At 42.6% G+C, this 22765-nt stretch carries 19 protein-coding genes and 2 pseudogenes; 19 read left to right on the top strand and 2 right to left on the bottom strand.

Annotated features, from left to right (window positions below; genetic code table 11):
* Window positions 1–424: 424 nt before the first annotated feature.
* Window positions 425–1228 (bottom strand): AraC family transcriptional regulator, encoded by an 804-nt coding sequence (locus H8S64_RS04570; protein WP_255469428.1) that lies wholly within the window; start codon window positions 1226–1228, stop codon window positions 425–427.
* 103 nt (window positions 1229–1331) lie between these two features.
* On the opposite strand from H8S64_RS04570, the gene H8S64_RS04575 reads away from it, so the two are divergent.
* The 19 genes and pseudogenes from H8S64_RS04575 to H8S64_RS04665 all read left to right on the top strand — a co-directional run bounded on the left by H8S64_RS04575 (window position 1332) and on the right by H8S64_RS04665 (window position 22306).
* Window positions 1332–2501, top strand: coding sequence for a multidrug effflux MFS transporter (locus tag H8S64_RS04575; protein WP_186975163.1), 1170 nt, complete (start codon window positions 1332–1334; stop codon window positions 2499–2501).
* An 18-nt stretch (window positions 2502–2519) separates the two neighbouring features.
* Window positions 2520–3843 (top strand): annotated as a pseudogene (locus tag H8S64_RS04580) (sigma-54-dependent transcriptional regulator).
* Between the two features lie 383 nt (window positions 3844–4226).
* Window positions 4227–5432, top strand: a complete 1206-nt coding sequence (locus tag H8S64_RS04585) for a FecR family protein (protein ID WP_099292133.1) — start codon at window positions 4227–4229, stop codon at window positions 5430–5432.
* 105 nt (window positions 5433–5537) lie between these two features.
* On the top strand, window positions 5538–9098 hold the full coding sequence (locus tag H8S64_RS04590; RefSeq protein ID WP_255469429.1) for a TonB-dependent receptor: 3561 nt from the start codon (window positions 5538–5540) through the stop codon (window positions 9096–9098).
* Between the two features lie 3 nt (window positions 9099–9101).
* Window positions 9102–10679, top strand: a complete 1578-nt coding sequence (locus H8S64_RS04595) for a RagB/SusD family nutrient uptake outer membrane protein (RefSeq protein WP_186975164.1) — start codon at window positions 9102–9104, stop codon at window positions 10677–10679.
* A gap of 17 nt (window positions 10680–10696) precedes the next feature.
* The gene (locus H8S64_RS04600) at window positions 10697–11329 is read left to right on the top strand and encodes a fasciclin domain-containing protein (protein WP_186975165.1); all 633 of its coding nucleotides are present in this window, start codon (window positions 10697–10699) and stop codon (window positions 11327–11329) included.
* Between the two features lie 39 nt (window positions 11330–11368).
* Window positions 11369–11803, top strand: coding sequence for a hypothetical protein (locus tag H8S64_RS04605; RefSeq protein ID WP_186975166.1), 435 nt, complete (start codon window positions 11369–11371; stop codon window positions 11801–11803).
* 89 nt (window positions 11804–11892) lie between these two features.
* A complete protein-coding gene (locus tag H8S64_RS04610) occupies window positions 11893–12597 on the top strand; it encodes a hypothetical protein (RefSeq protein ID WP_186975167.1) in 705 nt (234 codons plus the stop codon).
* Window positions 12598–12904: 307 nt separating this feature from the next.
* Window positions 12905–13276 carry a 3TM-type holin gene (locus H8S64_RS04615; protein ID WP_099292138.1) on the top strand — a complete coding sequence of 124 codons (372 nt, stop codon included), beginning with the start codon at window positions 12905–12907 and terminating at the stop codon, window positions 13274–13276.
* A 44-nt stretch (window positions 13277–13320) separates the two neighbouring features.
* Complete coding sequence (locus tag H8S64_RS04620; protein WP_255469430.1) at window positions 13321–13911, top strand: N-acetylmuramoyl-L-alanine amidase; 591 nt, start codon at window positions 13321–13323, stop codon at window positions 13909–13911.
* Between the two features lie 10 nt (window positions 13912–13921).
* Complete coding sequence (locus H8S64_RS04625) at window positions 13922–14572, top strand: DUF6266 family protein (protein WP_186975168.1); 651 nt, start codon at window positions 13922–13924, stop codon at window positions 14570–14572.
* A gap of 34 nt (window positions 14573–14606) precedes the next feature.
* Complete coding sequence (locus H8S64_RS04630; protein WP_186975169.1) at window positions 14607–15269, top strand: DUF6266 family protein; 663 nt, start codon at window positions 14607–14609, stop codon at window positions 15267–15269.
* Window positions 15270–15271: 2 nt separating this feature from the next.
* A complete protein-coding gene (locus H8S64_RS04635) occupies window positions 15272–15463 on the top strand; it encodes a hypothetical protein (RefSeq protein ID WP_186975170.1) in 192 nt (63 codons plus the stop codon).
* Window positions 15464–15641: 178 nt separating this feature from the next.
* Window positions 15642–17198 carry an ATP-binding protein gene (locus H8S64_RS04640; RefSeq protein ID WP_099294495.1) on the top strand — a complete coding sequence of 519 codons (1557 nt, stop codon included), beginning with the start codon at window positions 15642–15644 and terminating at the stop codon, window positions 17196–17198.
* A gap of 166 nt (window positions 17199–17364) precedes the next feature.
* Window positions 17365–18225, top strand: a complete 861-nt coding sequence (locus H8S64_RS04645; RefSeq protein WP_186975171.1) for a nitroreductase family protein — start codon at window positions 17365–17367, stop codon at window positions 18223–18225.
* A gap of 55 nt (window positions 18226–18280) precedes the next feature.
* Window positions 18281–18583: a thioredoxin gene (gene trxA, locus H8S64_RS04650; protein WP_186975172.1), complete on the top strand. Its 303-nt coding sequence runs from the start codon at window positions 18281–18283 to the stop codon at window positions 18581–18583.
* Window positions 18584–18600: 17 nt separating this feature from the next.
* Window positions 18601–20259, top strand: a pseudogene (locus tag H8S64_RS04655) (FAD-dependent oxidoreductase); the annotation flags it as partial.
* Between the two features lie 123 nt (window positions 20260–20382).
* A complete protein-coding gene (locus H8S64_RS04660) occupies window positions 20383–21372 on the top strand; it encodes a FimB/Mfa2 family fimbrial subunit (protein ID WP_099292145.1) in 990 nt (329 codons plus the stop codon).
* Between the two features lie 34 nt (window positions 21373–21406).
* Entirely contained in the window at window positions 21407–22306 is a 900-nt protein-coding gene (locus H8S64_RS04665) for a FimB/Mfa2 family fimbrial subunit (protein ID WP_186975174.1), read from the top strand.
* On the opposite strand, the gene H8S64_RS04670 is transcribed toward H8S64_RS04665, so the two are convergent.
* On the bottom strand, window positions 22245–22760 hold the full coding sequence (locus H8S64_RS04670) for a C40 family peptidase (RefSeq protein ID WP_227217837.1): 516 nt from the start codon (window positions 22758–22760) through the stop codon (window positions 22245–22247). The genes H8S64_RS04665 and H8S64_RS04670 overlap by 62 nt on opposite strands.
* Between the last annotated feature and the right edge of the window lie 5 nt (window positions 22761–22765).

A 22765-nucleotide genomic window follows, 5' to 3' on the forward strand; every position in this document is an offset into this window, starting at 1 on the left:
CATTTTCTACTTTTGTATAGAAATTAAATGTTATGAAATTGAATAGTAAAAAATTTTGGATATTCGAGGTAATGATGTTGGTTGCCTGCATTATTACTTGTGTCTTATTTTATGCCATATTAAGAATCGGGTTAGGTGTCCTATTTTTTGATTGGCTTTGGCTGACTTTTATTTGTCCTCCTTTTCTATTGGGAGGAGCCATCGTTTGGAAAATCTGTAAAAGCGACAATTGGAAGAAATTAGCTATGTCGGAAATCATAATTGCCAACTTATTGTTATTCTCAACAATGGCAATTCTTTGTATTGGCTCAGATGGGATGACCACAGGTTATGCACTCATGTTTTCTTTTATTTGCGCCTTGTCATCAATTCTGCCAATTTTACTTTGTTGCTATTTACATAAGCGACTGAACGTTTGCAATATTTAGCCTTTCCTAAATTGCAATGGCGTTATTCCGACACATTTTCTAAAGAATCTTGCAAAAAAGGAGGAGTTTGGGAAACTAAGTTCTTCAGCTATCTGCGTAACACTTTTATCTGTTGAACGTAACTGGAATTTGGCCTCACGCATCAAGAAGTCTGATAGCCAAAAATGGAATGTTCTGCCTGTCCGGGCTTTAACAGTACGCATCAAGTGTTTATCTGTCACACAAAGGCGGTCTGCATAGAAAGTAGCCGTATGCTCTTTCTTATAATATGAATGTAATAAACGAAAGAAATTATCCGTCAATTCATCTTGTCGGGATATTTTTGTCGCTATATTCAGGTCTGTATAGATACGGCTTATTTCTACAATCAATGAAAAAAGCAAACCTTTTGTAACTTCCGTATAGCCTTGTCTCTCGTTTATAAGGTGGAAGTATCTTTTTATCAAAGCAAATGTTTCTGTGTCGAATTTGCAATGAGGCATATTCATCGCCTTGTCCGATACATCTGTTTTGAGCAATAAAGGGAAATCTGCCAAATAATCAAACGCAAAGAAAAGGTAGTCATACAGGAAATCCTCGGTTTGCGATATTCTGCGCAACTGTACGTTTGGCAACAGAAAGAGAAACGAGCCTTTTTGAAGATGCAAATTACGTCCGTCTATCTCCACCCATGCCTCCCCTTGCAGCGTGAGCACGAAATGGACATATCCAATAGGCGTACGCTTTCCTGTTTGCGCTGGGAATAATTCAGATAAAAGATTTATTCCCGATGTGATATGAAATTGCATTTGCTGTTTCATAATGCAAAGATAATCACTATTTGAACAATATGCATACAGATTAGGGCGAAATTTTTCATGAGAATGTCGGTAACTTTGCAGCGTAATTTACAACAAGAGAATTATGGCAACAAGAAACTCAAAACTTTATCTTTTAATAACGCTCGGAATTGCATCTGCTTTCGGTCCGTTTCTCACTGATTTTTATTTGCCTACACTGCCTGTATTGGACAAGTATTTCAACACTTCCGCTTCATTGGTGCAATTGAGTTTGACTTTTTGTATGATAGGATTGGCGGTAGGGCAACTTTTCATCGGACCACTAAGCGACAAATACGGGCGTAAACGTCCGCTACTTTTGTCTTTAGGATTGTTCGGTGTGGCAACTATCGGTTGTATCTATTCGCAGGATATTCATTGGTTTATTTTATTTCGATTAGTTCAAGGATTGGCAGGTGCAGGAGGAGTTGTCATTTCCAAATCTATTGCCACAGACCTTTATGAAGGAAGGGAACTGAGTATGTTCTTTTCCTTGTTAAGCGGAGTGCAAGGACTGGCTCCTATCTGCGCTCCTGCATTGGGTGGTTTTTTGCTTGAAGTGACAGATTGGAAAGGGATTTTTTGGATACTGTTTGCTATAGGTTTGTTATTGGTTTTCATACTGTCATTTTTTAAGGAATCGCTTCCGAAAAAATGTAGGCAAAAAGAGAATATATATTCAACATTCCATAACTACATTCCCGTACTCCACAATAAACGGTTTATAAACTATGTGTTAGTGCAGGCATTTGCAATGGGAGTGATGTTCGCCTATATTGCCGCTTCACCCTTTATTTTCCAGACACATTATGGTTTATCTCCTACAGCATACGGACTTTGCTTCGGTGCGAATGCAGTAGCTATTATGTTGGGAAGTTTTTCTGTGTCGTTTTTCCACAGTGCAAAACAGGCGATGAGAACAGGAACTGTCGGTTTTGGATTGGTAAGTTTGATGGTGGCAGTTGCGCTTATAAGTAATGCTACTGTCATAATAGTTGAGAGTATATTGTTTCTATTCCTCATTTTTTTAGGATTGATATTACCAAGTTCCACAGCATTAGCCCTTGATGAAGAACGGGATAATTCCGGCAATGCGTCTGCACTGCTCGGTTTTCTGACATTTTTATTCGGAGGTGTAATTTCTCCGCTTACAGGATTAGGAAATATGCTTTATACTACCAGTATTATCATTATAGTTTGTTGTTTGGGAGTATGGTGGTGTACTCGCAAAGCAATATCAGACATCGTTTGTTGATTCTTCAAATAAGAATAAATGAAACAATGTCATAATGGTACAGAACAACTGATTGTCATTGACTCCAATCCAAAACAAAACGAATACATCTGCAAACTCATACAAAGAGCAGGTTTCCCAATTAAAGGATTATACAGTCTGAAATCAGCTCGTTGTCTTTTGGCTAATGGGAACTATGTCATTATAACAAACTCACACCTATCAGATGGGGAATGTGTAGATTTATTAGAATGGATACATAGTAATGGTAAAACGTATCCAGTAATTATTGTAACCAACCGTCCCGAAGTCCATACGGCAGTCACGGTGATGAAACTGGGAGCAACGGATTATATCCCTATACAGTTGGCAGAAGACAAACTACCACAGCTCATTCAGGATTTACAACAGGAAGATAAGAAACGTACTCTTCATTCCATCCTCCAAAGGACAAGCGAAGCATTTCAAAAAATACATCATCGTATTCGTTTGGTAGCACCAACCGAATTGAGCGTATTGATATTTGGCGAAAGCGGAACAGGAAAAGAGAACGTCGCAAGAGAGCTGCACCAATTCAGTAAGCGGGCAGACAAGCCTTTTGTTGCAGTGGATTGTGGCTCTTTATCAGCTGCGTTGAGCTATTCCGCATTCTTCGGACACGAAAAAGGAGCATTCACAGGTGCAGATACGGCGAAAACGGGATTTCTTCAAGAGGCAAATGGAGGCACACTTTTTCTTGATGAGGTAGGCAATCTGCCTGTTGAAACGCAACAAATGCTTTTGAGAGCTTTTCAGGAAAAGCGATATAGACCCGTAGGAGCAAAAGAAGACCGAATATTCAACGTGCGGATAATAGCCGCCACCAACGAGAATTTGAACATAGCCGTAATCGAAAAGCGTTTTCGGCAGGATTTATTATACCGTTTGCAGGACTTCACTATAATTGTTCCACCACTTAGGGATTGCCAAGATGATATAATGCCTTTGGCTGATTTTTTTTCGGGAGCAAGCTAACAAAGAACTTGGTTGTTATACACAAGGTTTTGATAAATCGGCACGAAGTGCAATGCTGTATTATAAATGGTCGGGCAATGTACGTGAACTTAGGCAAAAGGTGCGTTCTGCTGTATTATTGGCACAAGAAAAAGTTATCACTAGAAACGATTTGGAACTTGAATACACACGAGCCCACTTTTTCCATTTATCCCTCAAAGCTGATAAGGAAGAAGAACGAAAACGTATTATTCAAGCCATTAAATATGCACGAGGTAACTATACCATTGCGGCGTATCTATTAGAAATAAGTAAAACGACTTTGTACTATAAGATGAAACAACACCATATTAGAATCAAGCACCAATAACGATATTTTTTCTTTTGGTTAGTAGCTACTATCAAACAATTATATTACCTTTGCACATACAATGAGTTGCTAAGAAAGCATTTCAAAGCAGAATGCAGCAACAAGAACGGTTGGCAACTCGTTACCTCAAAATCGGGTAATCTTCCCAAAGTCCTTATTATAAAGGGATAAAGATTATATTCCAAAATTAGGAAAAATATTTGACTCTATTTGCTACAAGAATGGATTTCAAGACTTTTTTCTCGGAATATCATGACGTGTTGGTTTTGTGTGCCACGAATATTCTAAAAGATTTCTTACAAAAGCACTTTTTTCCAAGAAAAAATGAATATTCCTGTCACATGATTTGAGGGGTGGTGGTGTTATAGTAGAAAATAGTGATTATGGAAGATGAGATTTTTAAAATTATTGCGGCGGAGATGGCGGGAGAGAAGGTGACAGAAGAGGAGAGAGGAAAGGTGGAGAGGTGGCGGGTAGAGAAGGAGGAGAACGAGAGGGTGTATAGGATGGTGGTGGGAGAATTGGGAGAGGTGGTGAGGTTGGTGAAGGCGAAGGGAGGATTGGATGAGAAAGGGGCGTATGTGAGGTTGGAAGAGGAGATGCGGAGGAGAATAGTAGAAAGGAGTGGGAAAAGAGAAAGTGGAAGAGGGAAAGCGAGAAGGATGGCGTGGTGGAGATACGGGGCGAGTGTGGCTGGGGTGTTGTTGATGTTGGGAGTCGGGATGATGATGTGGATGAAGTCAGGAGGAGATGGAGAAAAGGTGACGGAGGAGCGGATTGTGCCGGGAAGTGGGCAGGTGATGTTGACATTAGGGCGGGGTGAGGTGGTGCCGTTGAAACGGGACACGAATGAGCTGATCGTGGCGGATACGGCATTACGGATTATGAATGAACGGAATACGCTGGTGTACACGAAGGTTGAAAGCAAGGGGAAAGCGGAGGATGTGGTGCACAACACGTTGACGGTTCCGGTAAGTGGGGAATATTGTCTTGTTTTGGCTGACGGGACAAAGGTGTTTTTGAATTCCGGTTCAGAGATTCGTTATCCGGCGATGTTTAGAGGAAAGCGACGGGAGGTTTTTCTGAAAGGCGAAGCGTGGTTTGAAGTGGCGAAAGACAGTACACGGGGATTTTGGGTACACGCGGGAGAAATGAATGTAAAAGTGTTGGGAACTTCTTTTAACGTGAAAGCCTACGAGAAATTGGGAACTGTGGCAACGACTCTTGTTGAAGGGTGCGTGGAGATTGTATGTGAAGGGAAAAACTTTCGAATTGTGCCGGGAGAGCAGTTCGTGTATGATAAAGATAGTAGGGAGTCGGACGTGAGGGAAGTGGATACTGAATTATATACTTCATGGAAAGATGGGTATTATAAGTTCCGGCAGGCGGCTTTGGAAGAGATTATGACGACACTTTCGGTGTGGTACGGGTTGAACGTGTTTTATCAGAATGAGGATGCGAAGCACATAGAGTTCACTGGAAAAGTGAAACGGTACGAGGATGTCCGGAACTTGTTGAATAAGTTCGAGCAAACGGAAAATGTGGTGTTTGATATAAAAGGAAACAACGTTGTTATTAGAGTAAAATAAAAAAAGCTGTTCGCATGGACGTGGAACAGCTTTTAGTTAAAGCATGAAGGCGAGAATGTGGTTATTTAGCCAACATGCAAAGTAGAATTTTCAAAACATAAAGGTATGAAAAAAAATCGAATCGGAGCAAGATCCGGAGGAAGGATTTTTGTCCGAAAATGGATGATGATGATGAAGTTTGTATTTATTTTCCTGATTTGTAGCTTGGTACAGGTACAGGCTGCGGTGTATTCACAGCAATCAAAAGTTTCTGTGGAATTAAAAAATGTGACGCTGGAAAAAGTTTTTCAGGAGTTGGAACGGCAAACGGGTTATAGTTTTCTCTATAATCATCGGGTAATAGAAGTGCGAGGAAAGGTGAGTGTTCAAGTGGTTGATAAAGAGTTGGGAGTTGTTCTCGACGATTTATTGACCAAATTAGGATTGGGATTTACTTTTGACGATAATCTGGTGATTATAAAGGAACAACCTCGGATATGGGGGCAAGATTCCGTACGAAAAAGTTTGCGGATCGTGGGAAAAGTAGTTGACGAGAAAAAGCTACCGATGCCGGGGGTAACCGTAAAAGTTGTTGGACTCCCCGTGGGTACGGCAACGAACGAGAAAGGGCGATTTGCGATAGAATTGCCTTTGGTAAAAGGAACACTGGAATTTTCTTTTGTCGGTTTTAAAAAGAAAATAATAGAGTTTTCGGAGAAGACGGCTAAAGACACGCTTCGCATCGTTATGGAAGAAGATGTCCAAGCGTTGGACGAAACGGTTGTGGTGGCGTATGGGAATACTACTAAACGGAAAATGACGGGAGCTGTTTCTACGATTAAAGCGGATGAAATAAAGGGTATCCCGTCTGTTAGCATTGAAACTTTACTTCAAGGACGTGTGGCAGGGATGGATATTACGCGAATGTCCGGAGCTCCTGGGGGTGGAGGTACGGCGGTGACTATTCGAGGATATAACTCGTTAGATGTGGAACAAGGACGCCGTTTTTCCGATCCTTTGTGGGTAGTTGATGGAGTTCCTTTGAATTCATTTACTTCCCCAATTACAGGTACTAATTTATTATCTGATTTAAATCCAGACATGATTGAATCAATTCAAGTTTTAAAAGATGCTTCTTCTTCTGCTATTTATGGATCTCGTGCTGCAAATGGAGTAATCATTGTAACCACTAAAAAGGGAAAAAAGAATCAGCATGCTACATTAACTGTGAATGCTTCACAAACGTGGAGTGTTTTACCAAAATTACCAACGATAACGACTGGACGAGCAGAACGATTATTTAGATTGCGTTCTTTTAGAGATCGTTTCCAAGCTTATATTGAACCAAAAACCAATCGGTATAAATATCCTACCACTCTTCGTGAACAGTATGATAATTGGGGACAGGATGCAATGTTGGACGGGAATTTTATTCCTATGCCAGATAATGTAGATAATGGGAATATGTTTCAAGATAGTTTAAATGCTTTTTACAATAATTCGACTAATTATTTTCCAATTTACTACGAGAGAGGGAAAGTGACGAATGCGAATATTCAAACTTATGGAGGTTTAGAAAGAACAACTTATGGGATTGGTTTGGGGTATTACAATGAAGAGGGAATTTTTAAGGGTACAGGTTTTAATCGTGTGGATTTAAATTCTTCTATTAATGTAATTCCAGTAAAATGTTTAAATGTGGATTTACGTTTGAATGCTTCTCTTGCGAACCGTAAACGCGGAACTAAAACTGATATGTTAGGGCTTGCCCCACCAATAGAAACAGTTCCGGGAGATCCGTATAAATTGTCCTCTTTATTACCAGGAGAAAATTCTGTAGCATGGAATGCTGTGACGGATAGTTACAAGAAAACAAAGGAGAAAAACCGATCTGTTCGTTTGCGTACTAATTTTAGATTGGGATATGAACCATTTGATGGTTTGAATATAACAACTTCCTTGGCTGCAGATTATTCAATTGAGCGTCGAAATTATTTTCAACCTTCTTATTTGAGTTATTCAGGATATTCTAAAAGTGTTGGTGAGACAGGAATTAATTTAATGATGCTGAATGAAAATATTCTCTCATTTAATCGAAGTATAAAAGAGGAGCATACTATAAATTTTGTAGCAGGATTCTCATATCAGTACGATCAAGAGGAATATAATGGGGGATCGGCAGAAAATGCTCCGAGTGATAAAATATATTATGCTCCTCCTGGAATGCCTGAGATTGGTTACGAGGGGTGGGGGGATTATCAAGAACCGATAGCTTTCCAGCATTATCGTTCAGATATGCAAGAGAAATGTCTGTTATCTTATTTTGCTCGATTGGAGTACAGTTACAAGGAACGATATTTGTTGTCGGCTAGTATTCGGCGTGATGGGAGTTCTACTTTCGGAGAAAATAATCGTTGGGGAACCTTTCCTTCTGTGGCTCTTGGTTGGACATTTTCCGAAGAATCTTTTATAAAAGAGAAATTTGAATGGCTCTCTTTTGGAAAACTACGAGCGAGTTGGGGACGTTCAGGGATGCATTTTACCTCTAATTATTTAGCATTAGGCGTTATGGAAGTGGGGAAAACTTCTTATAGAGGTAATTCAACGATAGAGCCAATATGGTATGATGGTTTATATAATAATGAACTTTCATGGGAAGAAACAGATCAATATGATTTTGGGATTGATATGGATTTCTTTAACTATCGTTTGAATTTTACTTTTGATTATTATTATCGCTATACTGATGAATTATTAGCTCGCATGAATTTGCCGGGAGATCATAATGGTTATAGACAACAATGGCGTAATGCTGCAGCAATTTCTAATGAAAGAATTGAATTGATGATTAAATACGAGATTTTTCGTCAATCGGATATTTATTGGAAGATTTCTATAAATGGAGCAAGAAATTGGAATCGTTTTGAAAAATCATATAATAATAAAGATTTTAAAGGAAATATTATCGGAAAATCTTTGAATGGAGTTTACGCCCGAAAAACTAATGGTTTTATAGACACTCAAGATGACGTGAAAGTTTATTATAATAGACGAGGGGTGAGTTACTATTTACCCTATAGTGATGATAAGAGAAACATTTTTTATAAACCGGGAGATTATAATTTTATAGATGTAAATGGAGATGGACAAGCTAATTTTGATGATGAAGTTTATATTGGAAGTGCTTTGCCAAAAATCACCGGAGGTATCGTCAATGAATTTCGTTGGAAAAATTTTGATCTAAATTTATTGCTTACATATATGTTGGGACGCCATATGGTGAATTCTTTGGAAAAGAGATGTCTTTCTTCTGATTTATATTATCAAGCGTTAGTTGTTGACTTAACTAAAATTAATTTTTGGGAAAAGCCTGGAGATAAGCCTGACTATTCTAGAATTCAATATGATCAGTTTAATGGAATGTGGGATACGGTAGATCGTGACGTTGAAAAGGTGAATTATATGAAATTGAAAACATTAACATTGGGATATAGTTTTCCTAAAAAATGGAGTAGAAAAGTGGGAATGGAGGAATTAAGAATATTTGTAAGTGGCGAGAATTTAGTGACTTGGACAAATTATTCAGGGATGGATCCAGAAACAGTAAACATAACAAGTGGAGATGATTGGCAACAGGGGTATCCTCTGGCAAGAAAGTATACATTGGGTTTAACTTTAAAATTTTAGATGATGAGAAACTATTATATCTTACTTGCGTTTTGGGTTTGTGCCTTATGTGGTGCTTGTGAGGACACGTTAAGAATGATCCCAGAGAATTCGGTTACATTCTCGAACGCATTCTCGAATGAACGAGAAATTGAGAGTGGTTTACTTACGGTAGAAAAATATGCAAGGAATGATTTGGGCATGACAAATATTGCTTATCCTGCAATGTACGGTATGTATACGGATTATCTTTATCCTTCAGATAATGCTCTTTTACAGGAAAATAGTCCTGAACAGTATATGTTACAATGGCTTCATCTGTATAGAGTAATTGCGATAGCAAATGTTCCGTTACCGTATATTGATAAGATAGAGATGCCGCAAGAGCGTCGGGACTTTTACAAGGGACAAATTTATTTTACAAAGGGGTTAGTCTATTTTGAGTTAGGTCGTCGATGGGGACGGTGTCCGATTATTCGTGATAAGGTTGAGGTTAATCCTGTAAAATATTCTTCATGGATAGAGGTGATTGATTATGCAATTGATTTAACCCGAAAAGCAGTTAAGTTGTTACCCGAATATACGGATTTAAAAACATCAGATGGAAGAGCGATAACTTACAAATCAGTTCCTTGTAAAGGTGCGGCACAAGCATTATTAGCTCATTTATGTGCATGGAAAGCTGGTTGTAAATACATGGCAATTCAGGAACAAGCAACTTACGATGAGAATACCTTCTGGGCTGCAGCAGATTCTGCTTGCACAGCAGTGATTAATTCTCCGATTTATAATTTGGCGAAAAATCCCGAAGATGTGTGTACGAGTACCCTTGTGGGTGGTGATCAAGAGAGTATTTATGAGAATACTATGCGTGGGTATTGGAATGAGTTGGCGAATGAAGATTTTCCTTTAGATGATGGAATATTTTGTTTCGGACGATTTTTTCAAGCATGGCCGGTTATTCCTAATGCAGAAGAAGGAATGATTACGAGTATGCCATATCGAATATTGAATACTACTGTGCGTAAAATGTATCCGGATCGAATTGTAGGAGATAAAAAAATAACAGATTTGCGTCGTGATGCTTATTTCTATGATTTTGAACGAATGGAAAGTGAAAGTACAAATATAACGGGAGGTTATGCTTATCCTTGGAAATGGCGTTTAGCTAGAGTGGGAACTTCTGGTTGGGCTGCAGGTGAGTTTGTGAATTTTGACCAAAATCGTATATGGTTTCGATTAGCTGAAATTATCTTGTTACGTGCAGAATGTCGGGTACGATTAGGGGATGATGCTGGGGCTATTGCTGATTTGAATTGCATAAGAGAACGAGCTAATGCAGAACTTTATAATCCTTCCGAGTATGATGGTGATTTGCGTTATGCTATTTTCAAGGAGCGAGAAAAGGAATTGTTAATGGAAGGATGGCGTTGGTATGATGTGCTTCGAAATGGATATTATAAGACTGAATTGTATGGAGGGTTTCGTGAAGTGTCTATACAGGATATTATTGATGGGGTATTTTTTAACGGGGTTGATAAAACTGAATTTATAGATAATCCTTTAGCTCGTCAAAATACCTATTGGCTAAATAGAATGTAAAACTGAAAATATAGAATATGAAAGCATTACAATATATATGGATGTGTATTTGTATCTTACCTTTTTTAGCGGGTTGCGATACGAAACAAGATTGGATTGATACAGGAATCGCTTCTCCATATCATGATTGCAGCATAATGGAATATTTGCGAAGAGATAAGTATAATTGGGAGTTAACGGTGGAGATGATTGAACGAGCAGACTTGACAGATTTGTTTGAAGGTAATGATCCGGACTACAAAGAAATTACTTTTTTTGCTCCACCAAGTTATTCCGTGTTAAGATATTTGTGGGATGATAATAAGGAAGCTGTAAATGAACTTACGCCTGAATTTTGTCGTGAAATGATTTTAAATCATGTGGTAAAAGGAAAAATACTGAAATCTGATATAGCTTATCGTAATCCAGATTATTCAATTACAGATTCCAATCAGGATGGAGGAACCGACTTAATGTGTTTAGGTGGTAATCGTTTAAAAATATATGTAGACAAATCTCCTTATGCTGGGGTCCCTGATGCAGGACCAGAAACTTTGTATTTATATTCTTTTTCGGTTCGTAATCATGTACCATTGGCAACTCCAGATATACAACCGTTGAACGGGGTCGTTCACGCTTTGAATTACAATTATATATTAGGAAAAATCTAATAGGAAGAATTTATAATTTGAAACATTGAATTTAGAGTTATGAGGAATTTAATTATATTGATAGGATTTGTATTGTTTGCATGGTTGGAAGATGGATGTCAGGATATTACAGTTGGGTATCTCTTAACGGAAGGAGCGAGTTACAGTCCGGATACATTAGTAATAAAGACTAGTAATTCATTGGACGAAATAGGAGAGGATTATGCACGAATAAAATGGGGACAACCTTGGGTGAGTACGCCGATAGAAGGTGTTGAAGGAACTTCCCAAGTCATTGTGTCGATTAAAAATATCACCTCAATACAAGGCGATCCGGGCAAATTATGGGAAGTACTTTCCGTGCGGGGAAACGGAACATTCGAGGTACCGTTGCATCACGATGTTCCCGTTGGGCGATACGTGATATCCTTAAACTTTAAAAACGAAGGGTATTCCAAGGATATAAATGATTGCTTCACGATTATCGTGAAGTAACGTTGAGTGTTAAGTTTATGGTGTAAAGTTTTTTTGGGGCGGGCTGGTGTTTTGTTGTCAGTCCGTCCTTTAAATTAAAGTAGAAAAGTATGAGTTTTAATTTGAATTATCTGGCAGATTACGAGTTTGCCATTTTTGATGTTGTGGTACAATTACCCGTAAATTCGAAAGAATCGTTACGGTTTAATCAAGAGAAAAGTTGCAGAATGTATATGAGGCGTATACTGGAACGGGAAAGTTTGCTGTTTTATAAAATAGGAGCCCGGATTGAGGAAAGTGACTGCCCGGAGGAAGCGAAAGAGGAGATTCGTAATCATTTGGAATTATTGGAGGAGTTGTTCGTGACGGATGTAAGTAAACCGAGGGAGAGAATTGTTTTCTTACGAGGGGACAAACTTACGGAATGGACGGATTTGAGTGTAGAGGAGCAATTACGGGTTTGGCGGTTTGTGATAGTCCAATATAATTCAGTACGAAGGTTGAGGGAGCATTTTGGACGGGAGAGATATCTGGTGCCGGGGTATTACCGTTGGACGGAGAGTCCGTCTTGTTTGTTGGAAATGGGGAATATTCTATGGGAAACGAAAATTGTGGTGGCGAATGGTGGTGTGAACACGAAAAAGGCCTTTCTGAATTATTTGTGTTTGTTTTATGATGTATCATTTCCCTCGAATTACAATCGGGAGTTGTATCGGATGGAGAATCGGGAGAATCCCCACAAGTTTTGGTCGGAGACTTCAGACAAGTATCTTCAGTGGATTCAACAGCGTTTGGGAGAAAGTGAGGAAGAATAGTACAAGTGTTGTGATTGAAAAAATGTTAAATGTGACTCGGAATGCTGACTAACAAGTCAGCATTTTTATTTTTTTGTTTGTGTAAAGGTTGTTTGAAAATCTTTTTACTCTTGTATAGAATAACGTGATGTACCTATTGGAAACCGCAATGGGTAAGGGATTCATTGCCTTGTTCGTAATAAAAAAACAATCAGAAAAGGAATTGTTGAATTATTTCTATTAAAAAAATAATAATTGCCGTGGGGGAGTATGATGTTTTCGGGTTGATATGGTTGTAATATTGTATCAAACCAAAATATTGATTATCATGGGTGTATTTTCAAATGTATTTCAAGAAATCGGAGATGTAATTAACGGTTTATCGGTGTCTGCAAAAGAAAAACAACAGATTCAGGCAGATATTATAGCCTTGTTATATCGCCACGAGAGTGAATTGACACGAGGCAGGCTGGAAGTCGTCGATCGGGAGGCGCAAGGAAATTGGTTGCAAAGGTCGTGGCGTCCGATCGTGATGCTTGTGTTTACCTTGGTTATTTTATTAGGAGTTTTTAATCCTTCTCCGCTTTTGTCCGAAACATCCCGTTTTTGGGACTTACTTGAAATCGGGTTGGGAGGATACGTGATCGGAAGGAGTGGGGAGAAGATTACAGGGAATTTATTCAGGAGAAAAATAAAATGATCTGATTCATTTTAAATTTATGATTTACAATTAAATAATTATTTATGTTGAGTATTGTATCGGATGTTTTGTGCGGAGAAGAAGTAAAGTATTTTTCGTGCGGTAAGTGTAAGACCCGGATGAAAGTGGTGGACACGATTGTGTTGCACGGAACCGGGGGAGCAAGTGCGATGTCGTCTGTGGTACATTTGTGTAATCCGGGGACGAAGGTGGCGGCACATACGGTTGTTGGACGGGATGGCGATTATTATCAGATGGTACCTTACGTGATTAAGGCATGGCATGCGGGAGTGAGCATGCATCAGGGAAGAGCGAATGTAAATGACTTTTCTATCGGGGTGGAGATGGATAACGGGGGACAGTTGAAACGGAAAGGAAACCGTTTCTTCTCGTCGTTCGGGCGGGAGTATATGCCTGACGAGGTGTACACGGGAATAGAGAACGGACGGGCGGTGTATTGGCATGCTTACACGGTGGAGCAAGTGGAGGCGGTTATTCGGTTATGTCGATTACTGCGGGTACATTACGGGATCAAGTATCTCGTGCGTCATTCGGATATTACTTCCCGAAAAGTGGATCCGGGACCGGCGTTTCCGTTTGAAGAGGTGAAGAAAAGAGCGGGGTTTGTATATTGAAGGAGGAAGTATGGCAACTAGAAAGTCTTTATTTGATTGTTTCTCGGGAAAGTTGGGAAACGTGGTGTTGTACACGAGATTCGGGAAAGGATTCGTGCGAATGTGTCCGACTCGGGTGAATAATCCTCGAACAGAGTTACAAATGTTTTACAGGGCACGTTTACGGAGGGTGAACACGTTTTACAGTGCGGTGAGGCAGACTCCTTTGGCTGAGATATGGAGGATTGCTGCACGGGAGGTGAACACGGGTGCAAACGTGTTGTTCAATAAAATGAATATCCGGGCTTTTAACGGGGAGAAAGGTATTTTCTACGACAGATTGCATTTCACGGCAGGAAGTTTGCCGCTGGCGGAGGAAATGAGGGTGAGGCGTTTGTCGGAACGAGAGGTGTTGTTGACATGGAAGAATATCGCTGTTTTGAATAAGGATCGGAAATGGGATCGGTTGTTGGTAATAGTTATGATGGAAAACGATTTGTTTGACGTGATATTGCCAAAGGTGCCGGGGAGTATGCGTTGGGATGAGGAAGCCGTGGTGTGTTTGCCGGAGGGGACGAAAGAGGTAAAGTATCTGTATTGTGCTTTTGTTTCCGGTAATTGGGACAAGTGTTCGGATAATCAGTTTTTAGAGATACCCGATTCGGCAGAGAGTGTCCGATAGGGAGGTTTAATGTTTCATTTAAAAAAGTAGAATTATGGTTTTATTCAGGTCATTGTTTTTTGGAGAAGTGAGGAAGTCGATTGGTAATGTGACGACTTATTCGGGAGCAAAAGGGTATAGCGTGGGCAGAACCCGGCGCATGAAGATACGCAATCCCAAAACCCCGGGACACTTGCGACAACGGGCAAAAATGAAGGAACTGTTGCGTCTTTCTCTTTATTTTGCTCCCGCCGCGGAACTTGGTTTTCCGGGACGTACAGCCGGAACTTCCTGTTATAACGCATTTGTGAAAGAGAACATGGGGGCGATCACTGCCACGGAGTCGGAGAGTGGGGAGGTCGTGGCTACGGTGAATTACGATCAAGTGGTTTGTGCGTCCGGTTACTTGACCTCGCTGGCGAATGTGGAGGTAACTGTGGATACGGCTGCTAAAAAAGTAAACGTGACACAGGAAGCTCAAACATATTGGTCGGCAGTGGCGAACCCGAACGATGTTTTGTACGTGGCGATGTATGAAAAAGAGAAACAGGAGATGGTTGTTACGGGCTGCCGCAACCGGAAGGAATCGGGTTCAACCAGTATCGCATTAGGAAAGAATTGGGCGGTAGAGAATCTGGTGATTTATGCTTTCATGTTGTCGAAAGACAAGCGGAAAGCATCCCGAAGTATTGTACTTCAACCGACTTCAAATGAATAAGTATGGAAGGAGTCGGTCATTTTGTCGTCGGATTGTTCTCCACGTACTGTATTAACGTTTCGTTTGTCCGCATGGGGTGTGTTTCGGTAACCGATGCAATGCTTTCACATGTGGTGAGTATTGTCGGGGGTGTGTTAAGTGCCGTGGTGGTCGCGTGGTTGAGAGAGCGGTGGGGAAGGAAGAAAAGTTTGTGACGTGATGCCACGGTACTTTAGACTACTGTTATCGTGGTGGCGAGAAGTTAAGAGGGTGTCTCAAAAAAACATGAGATGCCCTCAGCTGAATTACTACTGTCTTCGGGAAACTTCAATTCTAAACTCTAAATTCTAAATTTATTTTTATCTTTGTATGATAAACAACGGAAAAGCAGTTATGGATAATATGTCACGCAAACTTCCCATCGGGATACAGACTTTTGAAAAACTTCGAGAAGGCAACCATGTTTACGTGGATAAAACGGCCTTTATTTGGAAGATCGCTTCCACGGAAACCCCTTATTTCCTAAGTCGTCCTCGCCGTTTCGGCAAAAGCCTGTTATTGTCGACTTTTGAGGCTTATTTCGAGGGGAAGAAGGAGTTGTTCGAGGGACTTGCGATTGCCGGGTTGGAGAAGGAATGGAACGAGTACCCGGTGTTGCATCTGGATTTGAACGCGGAGAAGTATGATTCTCCCCGGAAATTGAATGATATATTGAGCAATAACTTGACGCGATGGGAGGCTGAATACGGCAAGGGAGAGGACGAACCGACTCTTTCGCTTCGTTTCTCGGGCGTGATTCGCCGGGCGAGTGAACGGGCGGGACGTGGCGTGGTGGTACTGGTGGACGAGTACGACAAGCCCCTGCTGCAAACCTTGGGTAACGACGCTTTGCTGGAAGATTACCGCCAGACGTTGAAGGCATTCTACGGGGTACTGAAGAGTTCAGACCGTTATTTGCGTTTCGTGTTCCTGACGGGCGTGACGAAGTTCGCGCAAGTGAGCGTATTCAGTGACTTGAATCAATTGAACGACATCAGTATGAAACCGCAGTACGCCACGATTTGCGGCATCACGCGGCAGGAACTGGAAGCGACGTTTGCGCCGGAGCTGGAGCGGTTGGCGGAGGCGAACAGGTTGACGCGTGAGGATGCCTTGGACAAGATGGAAGCGTTGTATGACGGTTATCATTTTTGCGAGTTCTCGGAAGGGGTGTTCAACCCTTTCAGCGTATTGAACGTGTTCGACGGTTACAAGTTCAGCAATTACTGGTTCCAGACGGGTACGCCGACCTTCCTCGTCGAGTTGCTTAAGAAAAGCGATTACGACCTGCGGGTATTGCTCGACGGTCTTGAAGCACCATCTTCCTCGTTCGCCGAGTACCGGGTGGATGCCAATAACCCGATCCCGCTGATTTACCAGAGCGGGTACTTGACGATAAAGGGTTACGACGCGGAATTCGGGAATTATCTGCTGGAGTTTCCCAATGATGAGGTGCGGTACGGGTTTATGAATTTCCTCGTTCCTTTTTACACCTCGGTTCCCGACGAGGATAAGGGATTCTATATCGGTAAGTTCGTGCAGGAGCTTCGTGTGGGAAAGGTGGATGATTTCATGTCACGTTTGCAAGCCTTCTTCGCGGATTTCCCGTATGAACTCAATACCAAGACGGAGCGACACTACCAAGTAGTGTTCTACCTCGTGTTCAAGTTAATGGGGCAGTTCACGGACGCGGAGGTGAAGAGTGCCGTGGGACGGGCGGATGCCGTGGTGAAGACGCCGAAGTACATTTACGTTTTCGAGTTCAAGTTGAACGGGACAGCCGAGGAGGCTTTACAGCAAATTGACGACAAGAAATACTTGCTCCCTTACCAAGCGGACGGGCGTGAGCTGGTAAAAGTCGGCGTGGAGTTTAGCGCCGCGGAACGGAATATCGGGAAGTGGATTTATTAATTTTAGATTTATGATTTTAGATTGAGGACAACCCCTCCGGCTCCCCCCCTTACACGGTGGAAGAGACGTGATGCAGGAGTTGTTTTTCATTGAAGAAGTACATGGATAAAGAGATGCTTTTGTGGTAATAATCATTGAAGCCAAATAAACTTTAAAATGATATGATATGACGTTAAGTATAGACCAAAGCAGTTGCATAAAATGCGGAAAGTGCGTAAAGGTTTGTCCGGCGGCGATTTTTACACAGGTAAAGGTGGGGGAAGTCGTGGGGATCGAGCACGAGGAGATGTGTATCGGGTGTGGGCATTGTGCTGCGGCGTGTCCGACGGGTGCGGTGAAGCATAGTGATTTCCCAGCGGAGAAAGTACACCCGATTGATTACACGCTGTTGCCGACCCCTGAGCAGATGATGCTTTTGTGCAAGGCACGGCGTTCGAACCGGACGATGACAAAGCAACCTGTTCCGGCGGAGATGTTGGATATGATCGTGGAGGCGGCACATCGGGCTCCCACGGCGACGAACGCGCAGAGCGTGTCGTTCACGTTGGTTACAGATCCGAAACGGGTGCGTGAAGTAAGCGAGTATACGCTTGGTATTTTTGGCGGGGTGTTGAAGAAATTGAAGAATCCGATATTGAAACCTCTGTTGAAACCTTTGTTGAAAGGGGTTTACAGGTATGTGCCTGTTTTTGAACGTTTGCTCCGGGAAGATCGAGCCGGGAATGACCCGATACTGCGTCATGCCACGGCTTTGCTTTTCATTCATACACCTGAGTCGAATCGTTTCGGGTGTGAAGATTGTAATCTGGCTTATCAGAATGCCTCGTTGATGGCGGAGAGCCTTGGCGTCAGTCAAGTGTATATGGGATTCGTGATGTCTGCCGTCAAGCAGGACAACAAGAGAGGGTTGGCGAAATCGTTGGGGATAGACGGACATATCCATGCTATCATGGCACTGGGGATGCCTGCTTTCCGTTATCCGAATTACATTGACCGTAAAGATATAAAAGTGACGAAATTGGAATAACTTGTCTTCGCCGGTTGACGTATATCGGATATGAATTAACGAAAACAATAAAGCTATGGACAAGTTCAACGAATTGATTAATGGTGACAAACCGGTATTGGTAGACTTTTTCGCTACTTGGTGCGGACCTTGCAAGATGATGCACCCGATACTTGAAGAGGTAAAGAAACGGTTGGAGGATAAGGTGGTTATTCTGAAGGTGGATGTGGATGTCCCGGCTAATCGTCAGCCGGTGTATCAATATCATGTTCAGTCGGTACCGACACTCATGTTGTTTAAAGGAGGACGTATGTTGTGGAATAATAGCGGTGTGGTACAGGCCGCACAGTTACAGCAAATTATAGAACAGTATATGTGACATTTAAAATAAATTGTATGAAGTATGTGATAGTCGGTGGTGTGGCGGGAGGAGCTTCTACGGCAGCCCGTTTGCGTAGACTGGATGAAAATGCTGAAATAATCCTTTTCGAGAGAGGTGAGTATATCTCTTATGCGAATTGCGGATTACCTTATTATATTGGAGATGTGATTTATGAGCGACAAAAATTATTCGTGCAGACGCCGGAGAGTTTTGCCGCTCGTTTTAATATAGAAGCTCGGATACGTTCTGAAGTGAAGGGAATAGAACCGGGGAAAAAGGTGGTAACGGTGTGCGACTTGAATTCGGGGAAACGTTACGAGGAGTCGTATGACAAGTTGATTCTATCGCCGGGTGCGGAGCCTGTGCGTCCCCCGTTACCGGGAATCGATGGCGACGGGATATTCACCTTGCGTAATGTAAGCGATACGGATCGGGTGAAAGAGTACGTGGAGGAGCGTGACGTGAAGCGGGTAGTGATTGTTGGTGCCGGTTTTATCGGTTTGGAGATGGCGGAGAATCTGCACGAGTACGGAATTGACGTGTCGATCGTGGAAATGGCCGATCAGGTGATGACTCCCGTGGATTACGAGATGGCGGCGATTGTACACCAGCATCTTAAAGCAAAGGGCGTGGGACTTTACCTACAAGAGGCAGTGACAGCCTTTCGGCAGACAGGGGAAGGTATGGAAGTCGTGCTGCGAAGCGGGTTGATATTGCAAACAGACATGGTACTGCTCTCTATCGGGGTTCGTCCGGATGCCCGTTTGGCAAAAGCTGCCGGGTTGGAGATCGGGGAAACGGGAGGAATCAAGGTGAACGAGTATTTGCAGACTTCCGATCCGGATATTTACGCGGTGGGTGATGCCATAGAGTTTCCCAATCCCGTGAGCGGTCGTCCGGCTCTGGCATTTTTGGCGGGTCCCGCTAATAAACAGGGACGAATTTGTGCGGATAACGCGGTTTACGGTAACCGGAGAAAATATAAAGGCTCGATCAACACGGCTATCGCGAAGGTATTCGACTTGACGGTAGGGGCAGCGGGTTTGTCGGCGAAGATGCTCGAACGGTTGCAGATCCCTTACAGGGAAGCTATTATTCACGGGGCTTCGCACGCGGGGTATTACCCGGGGGCAATCATGATGGATATCAAGATTAATTTTTCCCCGACAGACGGGAAATTGCTGGGAGCGCAAGTGGTCGCCGCGGACGGGGCGGACAAGCGATTGGAAATGATGTCGGCAGTGATACGGGAAGGTGGTTCCGTGTACGATCTGATGGAATTGGAACAGGCATACGCACCCCCTTATTCTTCGGCAAAAGATCCGGTGAACATGGCGGGGTTCGTGGCAGATAATATGTTGAGCGGAAAGGTGAAGATGATTAGCTGGCGCGAGTTTCAAGCGATGGATACCGAAAGCACGCTCGTGGTCGATGTCCGTGTGCCGGGAGAATTCGCGGAAGGTAGTATAGAAGGTGCCGTGAATATTCCTTTGGACGGATCGCGTGCCGAGTATCGGAATTTACCGAAAGATAAAACGATCGTGGTCTTTTGTGCTATCGGTTTACGGGGATATATTGCCGCGCGGGTATTGATGCAATTGGGATACAGCGTGCTGAACTTGAACGGGGGATACCGTACTTATGCCGCGGTTACGGCAGGAAAAGGTAATCCGGTTAATCTTTTTAGCGTACCGTGTTCGGGACCTGTAAACAAAAAATGAACGACTCTCCGGGATATTGAAACAATTGAATGTCTTCATTCGCTATAAAAGGAAACTAAACTAACGAATGAAGGCATGAAGCAATTTGCATTATTAATTTTGGCGGTCATCATGGGTATGGCAATTAGTTGCTGTAGTGATGACGATGACAAGGAAACGGTTATTCCGGCAGGGAATAAAAGTATTGATTTAACCGTTACGAGTAGAGTCGGGACGGTCATCAACGATGATCTTACCAATTACGTGGAATCGTTGAATTTGTTGACTTTTCGGAAAAATCGTCAGGGTACATACGTGTTATACCAGAGTTCCGTATTGACGAAGGCAGAATTGAAAGCGCTTGAAGCCGGCGACGGAGCTGTCGCACCCGGATTCACGGCGAAGAAGAATGTGACGATAGGTAAGTTGCCCGTGGGGACTTATCAAGTGGTGGGATTGGCGAATGTTTTGAGTGAAACCGGGGAAGCGTTGCCGAACGCCTCGTTGAGCGGTGTGACGATAGGTAATACGATGGAGGAAGTGATTGCCTCCGTGTCAGACGGAACCGAGGCTCCCCGTTTTTTCTGGGGAATAACAGATCCCGTAACTTTGGGAGAGCAGATGACGGCAACGCCGACATTGACGTTGAATAGAAAAGTATCCATGTTTGTACTTACCTTGAAAGATGTACCCGAAGTCGTGTCGAAAATAACTTTGGAAACACAGAATACTTACGGGGCTTTTGATATGAGCGGACAATTTCAAGCGACTCCCGTGATCGATGTGAGCGAGAGTTCTTCTTATAATTTCTCGAGTGTTCAAGATAGCGTGATCGTGGCTTCTATCTCTCTTCCCACGGCATCTTCGGTTACCCGTTCCACGTTTTCGGTGACGTTCACTTTGGATAACGGGCAAGAGATAACGTCGACTCTCCCGCAATATACATTGCAAGAAAATACAATTCTTCGGTTGACGGCAACGGTGAACACGGAGAAACCGGGTGAGCAATGGAAGATTGATCTGACTTTTGATTTGATGGTAAACGTGGAATGGAACGTGGATCAGGAACCGTCGATTGTGATTTAGTTCATAACGTTAAAAAGAAATCGTCGGGTGACGAATGGCAATGAAAAGAATAGGGATATACGGGATTGTTATAATATTCGGGTTATTAGGTTGCGAGAAGGAATCGGATTGGGAAGGAGGAACCAGTAACACGGAAGGATTGAAGAGAGTGAGTATACAGATGGCGATAGAGGAGGGAGCGTCTTTTGAAAAGTATATTCATTCTCTTGCCGTATTCGCTTTTCAAGAGACGGACGATTCTTTTGTTTATTATAAAAAGGTGGCGGATTTGACGGCGGGGGATATCCATAACTTGGAATCGGGTATGGCATCGGTTGCAAATTCCAAAATGTTGAAAATGACTCTGCCGGCAGGACTGTATCGATTTTATTATCTGGCTAATGACCTGTCGAACGAGTATGTGGAACCACCCCGGGGAGGAAGTGTGGAGCAGGGGTATTTGCCATTTCCCCCGGTAGGGGTGGAACAGGCTTATTTCATGGGAGAAGTGGAGATGAAACCGGGTGCTGACGAGAGTACACCTCTTTTTGTCGTGTTAAGTCGGGTGGTAAGCCGTTTGACCGTGGTGATAACGGGTATTCCCGACCAAGTCGATTCGGTACGCTATCGGGTGGAGGGAATAAGTTCCCGCGTGTTGTTGACAGAAGCAACAGCCGGCGATACGACTTCCTACACGGGGATATATTCGAGAGATATTCCCGCGTCTGCCGATACGGTGATTTCTCGTTTACTGTTATTTCCCGGCTCCGGTGCAAAGATCGGGTTTCAGTTTTTTGCCGGAACCGGGGTGGTTAAAGAAAAAACAATACCCGTTTCCGGTCTTGTTCCGAATAATGATGTTTTTATTTCCGGTCGCTGGGAGGAAACGGGAACTACCAGACTTTTCCGGATTTTCTCCACCCCTTTTTATAATAGTTTTCACTCAGGTGACTAACGATGACTCCTTTCGAGGTGCTGGCATGGACAAAATAGCCGTTCTTGAGGAATATACCGACGTGTGTTAATCCTCGCCTTTTCTTTTTGGAGAAGTTGAAGAACACGAGGTCACCGGATTTTACCCTTCGTTTCCCGATGCGTTGACAATCTTTGCTATACATGTTTGCAACCGTACGTTGCAATGATTTATGATAGACATTCTTGTACACCGCTCCCACGAAGCCCGAACAATCAGCTCCCATGCGAGTGGTTCCCCCGTAACGGTAGGGGGCGCCAAGCCAAAGACTTACTTCTTCAAACAGGGGCAGGTTGTCCCGTTTGCTCACGGTGAAGCCCAATTTACGTGATAATTGCTCTGTTTTACTTTTTTGGACGGCGAGTTGCCGCGATGAACTACAAGAGGATAGTGCCAATGCCAAAAAAAGGATGCTCCAATATAGAATCTTTTTCATCTGAT

This window comes from Butyricimonas hominis (genome assembly GCF_014287455.1).
GTDB lineage: Bacteria > Bacteroidota > Bacteroidia > Bacteroidales > Marinifilaceae > Butyricimonas > Butyricimonas muris.

Excerpts from the sequence above, each read along its gene's own strand:
- H8S64_RS04640 (WP_099294495.1), top strand. The coding sequence starts at position 15,642 with ATGGATAATATGTCACGCAAACTTCCCATCGGGATACAGACTTTTGAA.
- H8S64_RS04590 (WP_255469429.1), top strand. The coding sequence starts at position 5,538 with ATGAAAAAAAATCGAATCGGAGCAAGATCCGGAGGAAGGATTTTTGTC.
- H8S64_RS04630 (WP_186975169.1), top strand. The coding sequence starts at position 14,607 with ATGGTTTTATTCAGGTCATTGTTTTTTGGAGAAGTGAGGAAGTCGATT.
- H8S64_RS04635 (WP_186975170.1), top strand. The coding sequence starts at position 15,272 with ATGGAAGGAGTCGGTCATTTTGTCGTCGGATTGTTCTCCACGTACTGT.
- H8S64_RS04625 (WP_186975168.1), top strand. The coding sequence starts at position 13,922 with ATGGCAACTAGAAAGTCTTTATTTGATTGTTTCTCGGGAAAGTTGGGA.
- H8S64_RS04605 (WP_186975166.1), top strand. The coding sequence starts at position 11,369 with ATGAGGAATTTAATTATATTGATAGGATTTGTATTGTTTGCATGGTTG.
- H8S64_RS04600 (WP_186975165.1), top strand. The coding sequence starts at position 10,697 with ATGAAAGCATTACAATATATATGGATGTGTATTTGTATCTTACCTTTT.
- H8S64_RS04645 (WP_186975171.1), top strand. The coding sequence starts at position 17,365 with ATGACGTTAAGTATAGACCAAAGCAGTTGCATAAAATGCGGAAAGTGC.
- H8S64_RS04660 (WP_099292145.1), top strand. The coding sequence starts at position 20,383 with ATGAAGCAATTTGCATTATTAATTTTGGCGGTCATCATGGGTATGGCA.
- H8S64_RS04665 (WP_186975174.1), top strand. The coding sequence starts at position 21,407 with ATGGCAATGAAAAGAATAGGGATATACGGGATTGTTATAATATTCGGG.
- H8S64_RS04570 (WP_255469428.1), bottom strand. The coding sequence starts at position 1,228 with ATGAAACAGCAAATGCAATTTCATATCACATCGGGAATAAATCTTTTA.
- H8S64_RS04620 (WP_255469430.1), top strand. The coding sequence starts at position 13,321 with ATGTTGAGTATTGTATCGGATGTTTTGTGCGGAGAAGAAGTAAAGTAT.
- H8S64_RS04595 (WP_186975164.1), top strand. The coding sequence starts at position 9,102 with ATGAGAAACTATTATATCTTACTTGCGTTTTGGGTTTGTGCCTTATGT.
- H8S64_RS04670 (WP_227217837.1), bottom strand. The coding sequence starts at position 22,760 with ATGAAAAAGATTCTATATTGGAGCATCCTTTTTTTGGCATTGGCACTA.
- H8S64_RS04585 (WP_099292133.1), top strand. The coding sequence starts at position 4,227 with ATGGAAGATGAGATTTTTAAAATTATTGCGGCGGAGATGGCGGGAGAG.
- trxA (WP_186975172.1), top strand. The coding sequence starts at position 18,281 with ATGGACAAGTTCAACGAATTGATTAATGGTGACAAACCGGTATTGGTA.
- H8S64_RS04610 (WP_186975167.1), top strand. The coding sequence starts at position 11,893 with ATGAGTTTTAATTTGAATTATCTGGCAGATTACGAGTTTGCCATTTTT.
- H8S64_RS04615 (WP_099292138.1), top strand. The coding sequence starts at position 12,905 with ATGGGTGTATTTTCAAATGTATTTCAAGAAATCGGAGATGTAATTAAC.
- H8S64_RS04575 (WP_186975163.1), top strand. The coding sequence starts at position 1,332 with ATGGCAACAAGAAACTCAAAACTTTATCTTTTAATAACGCTCGGAATT.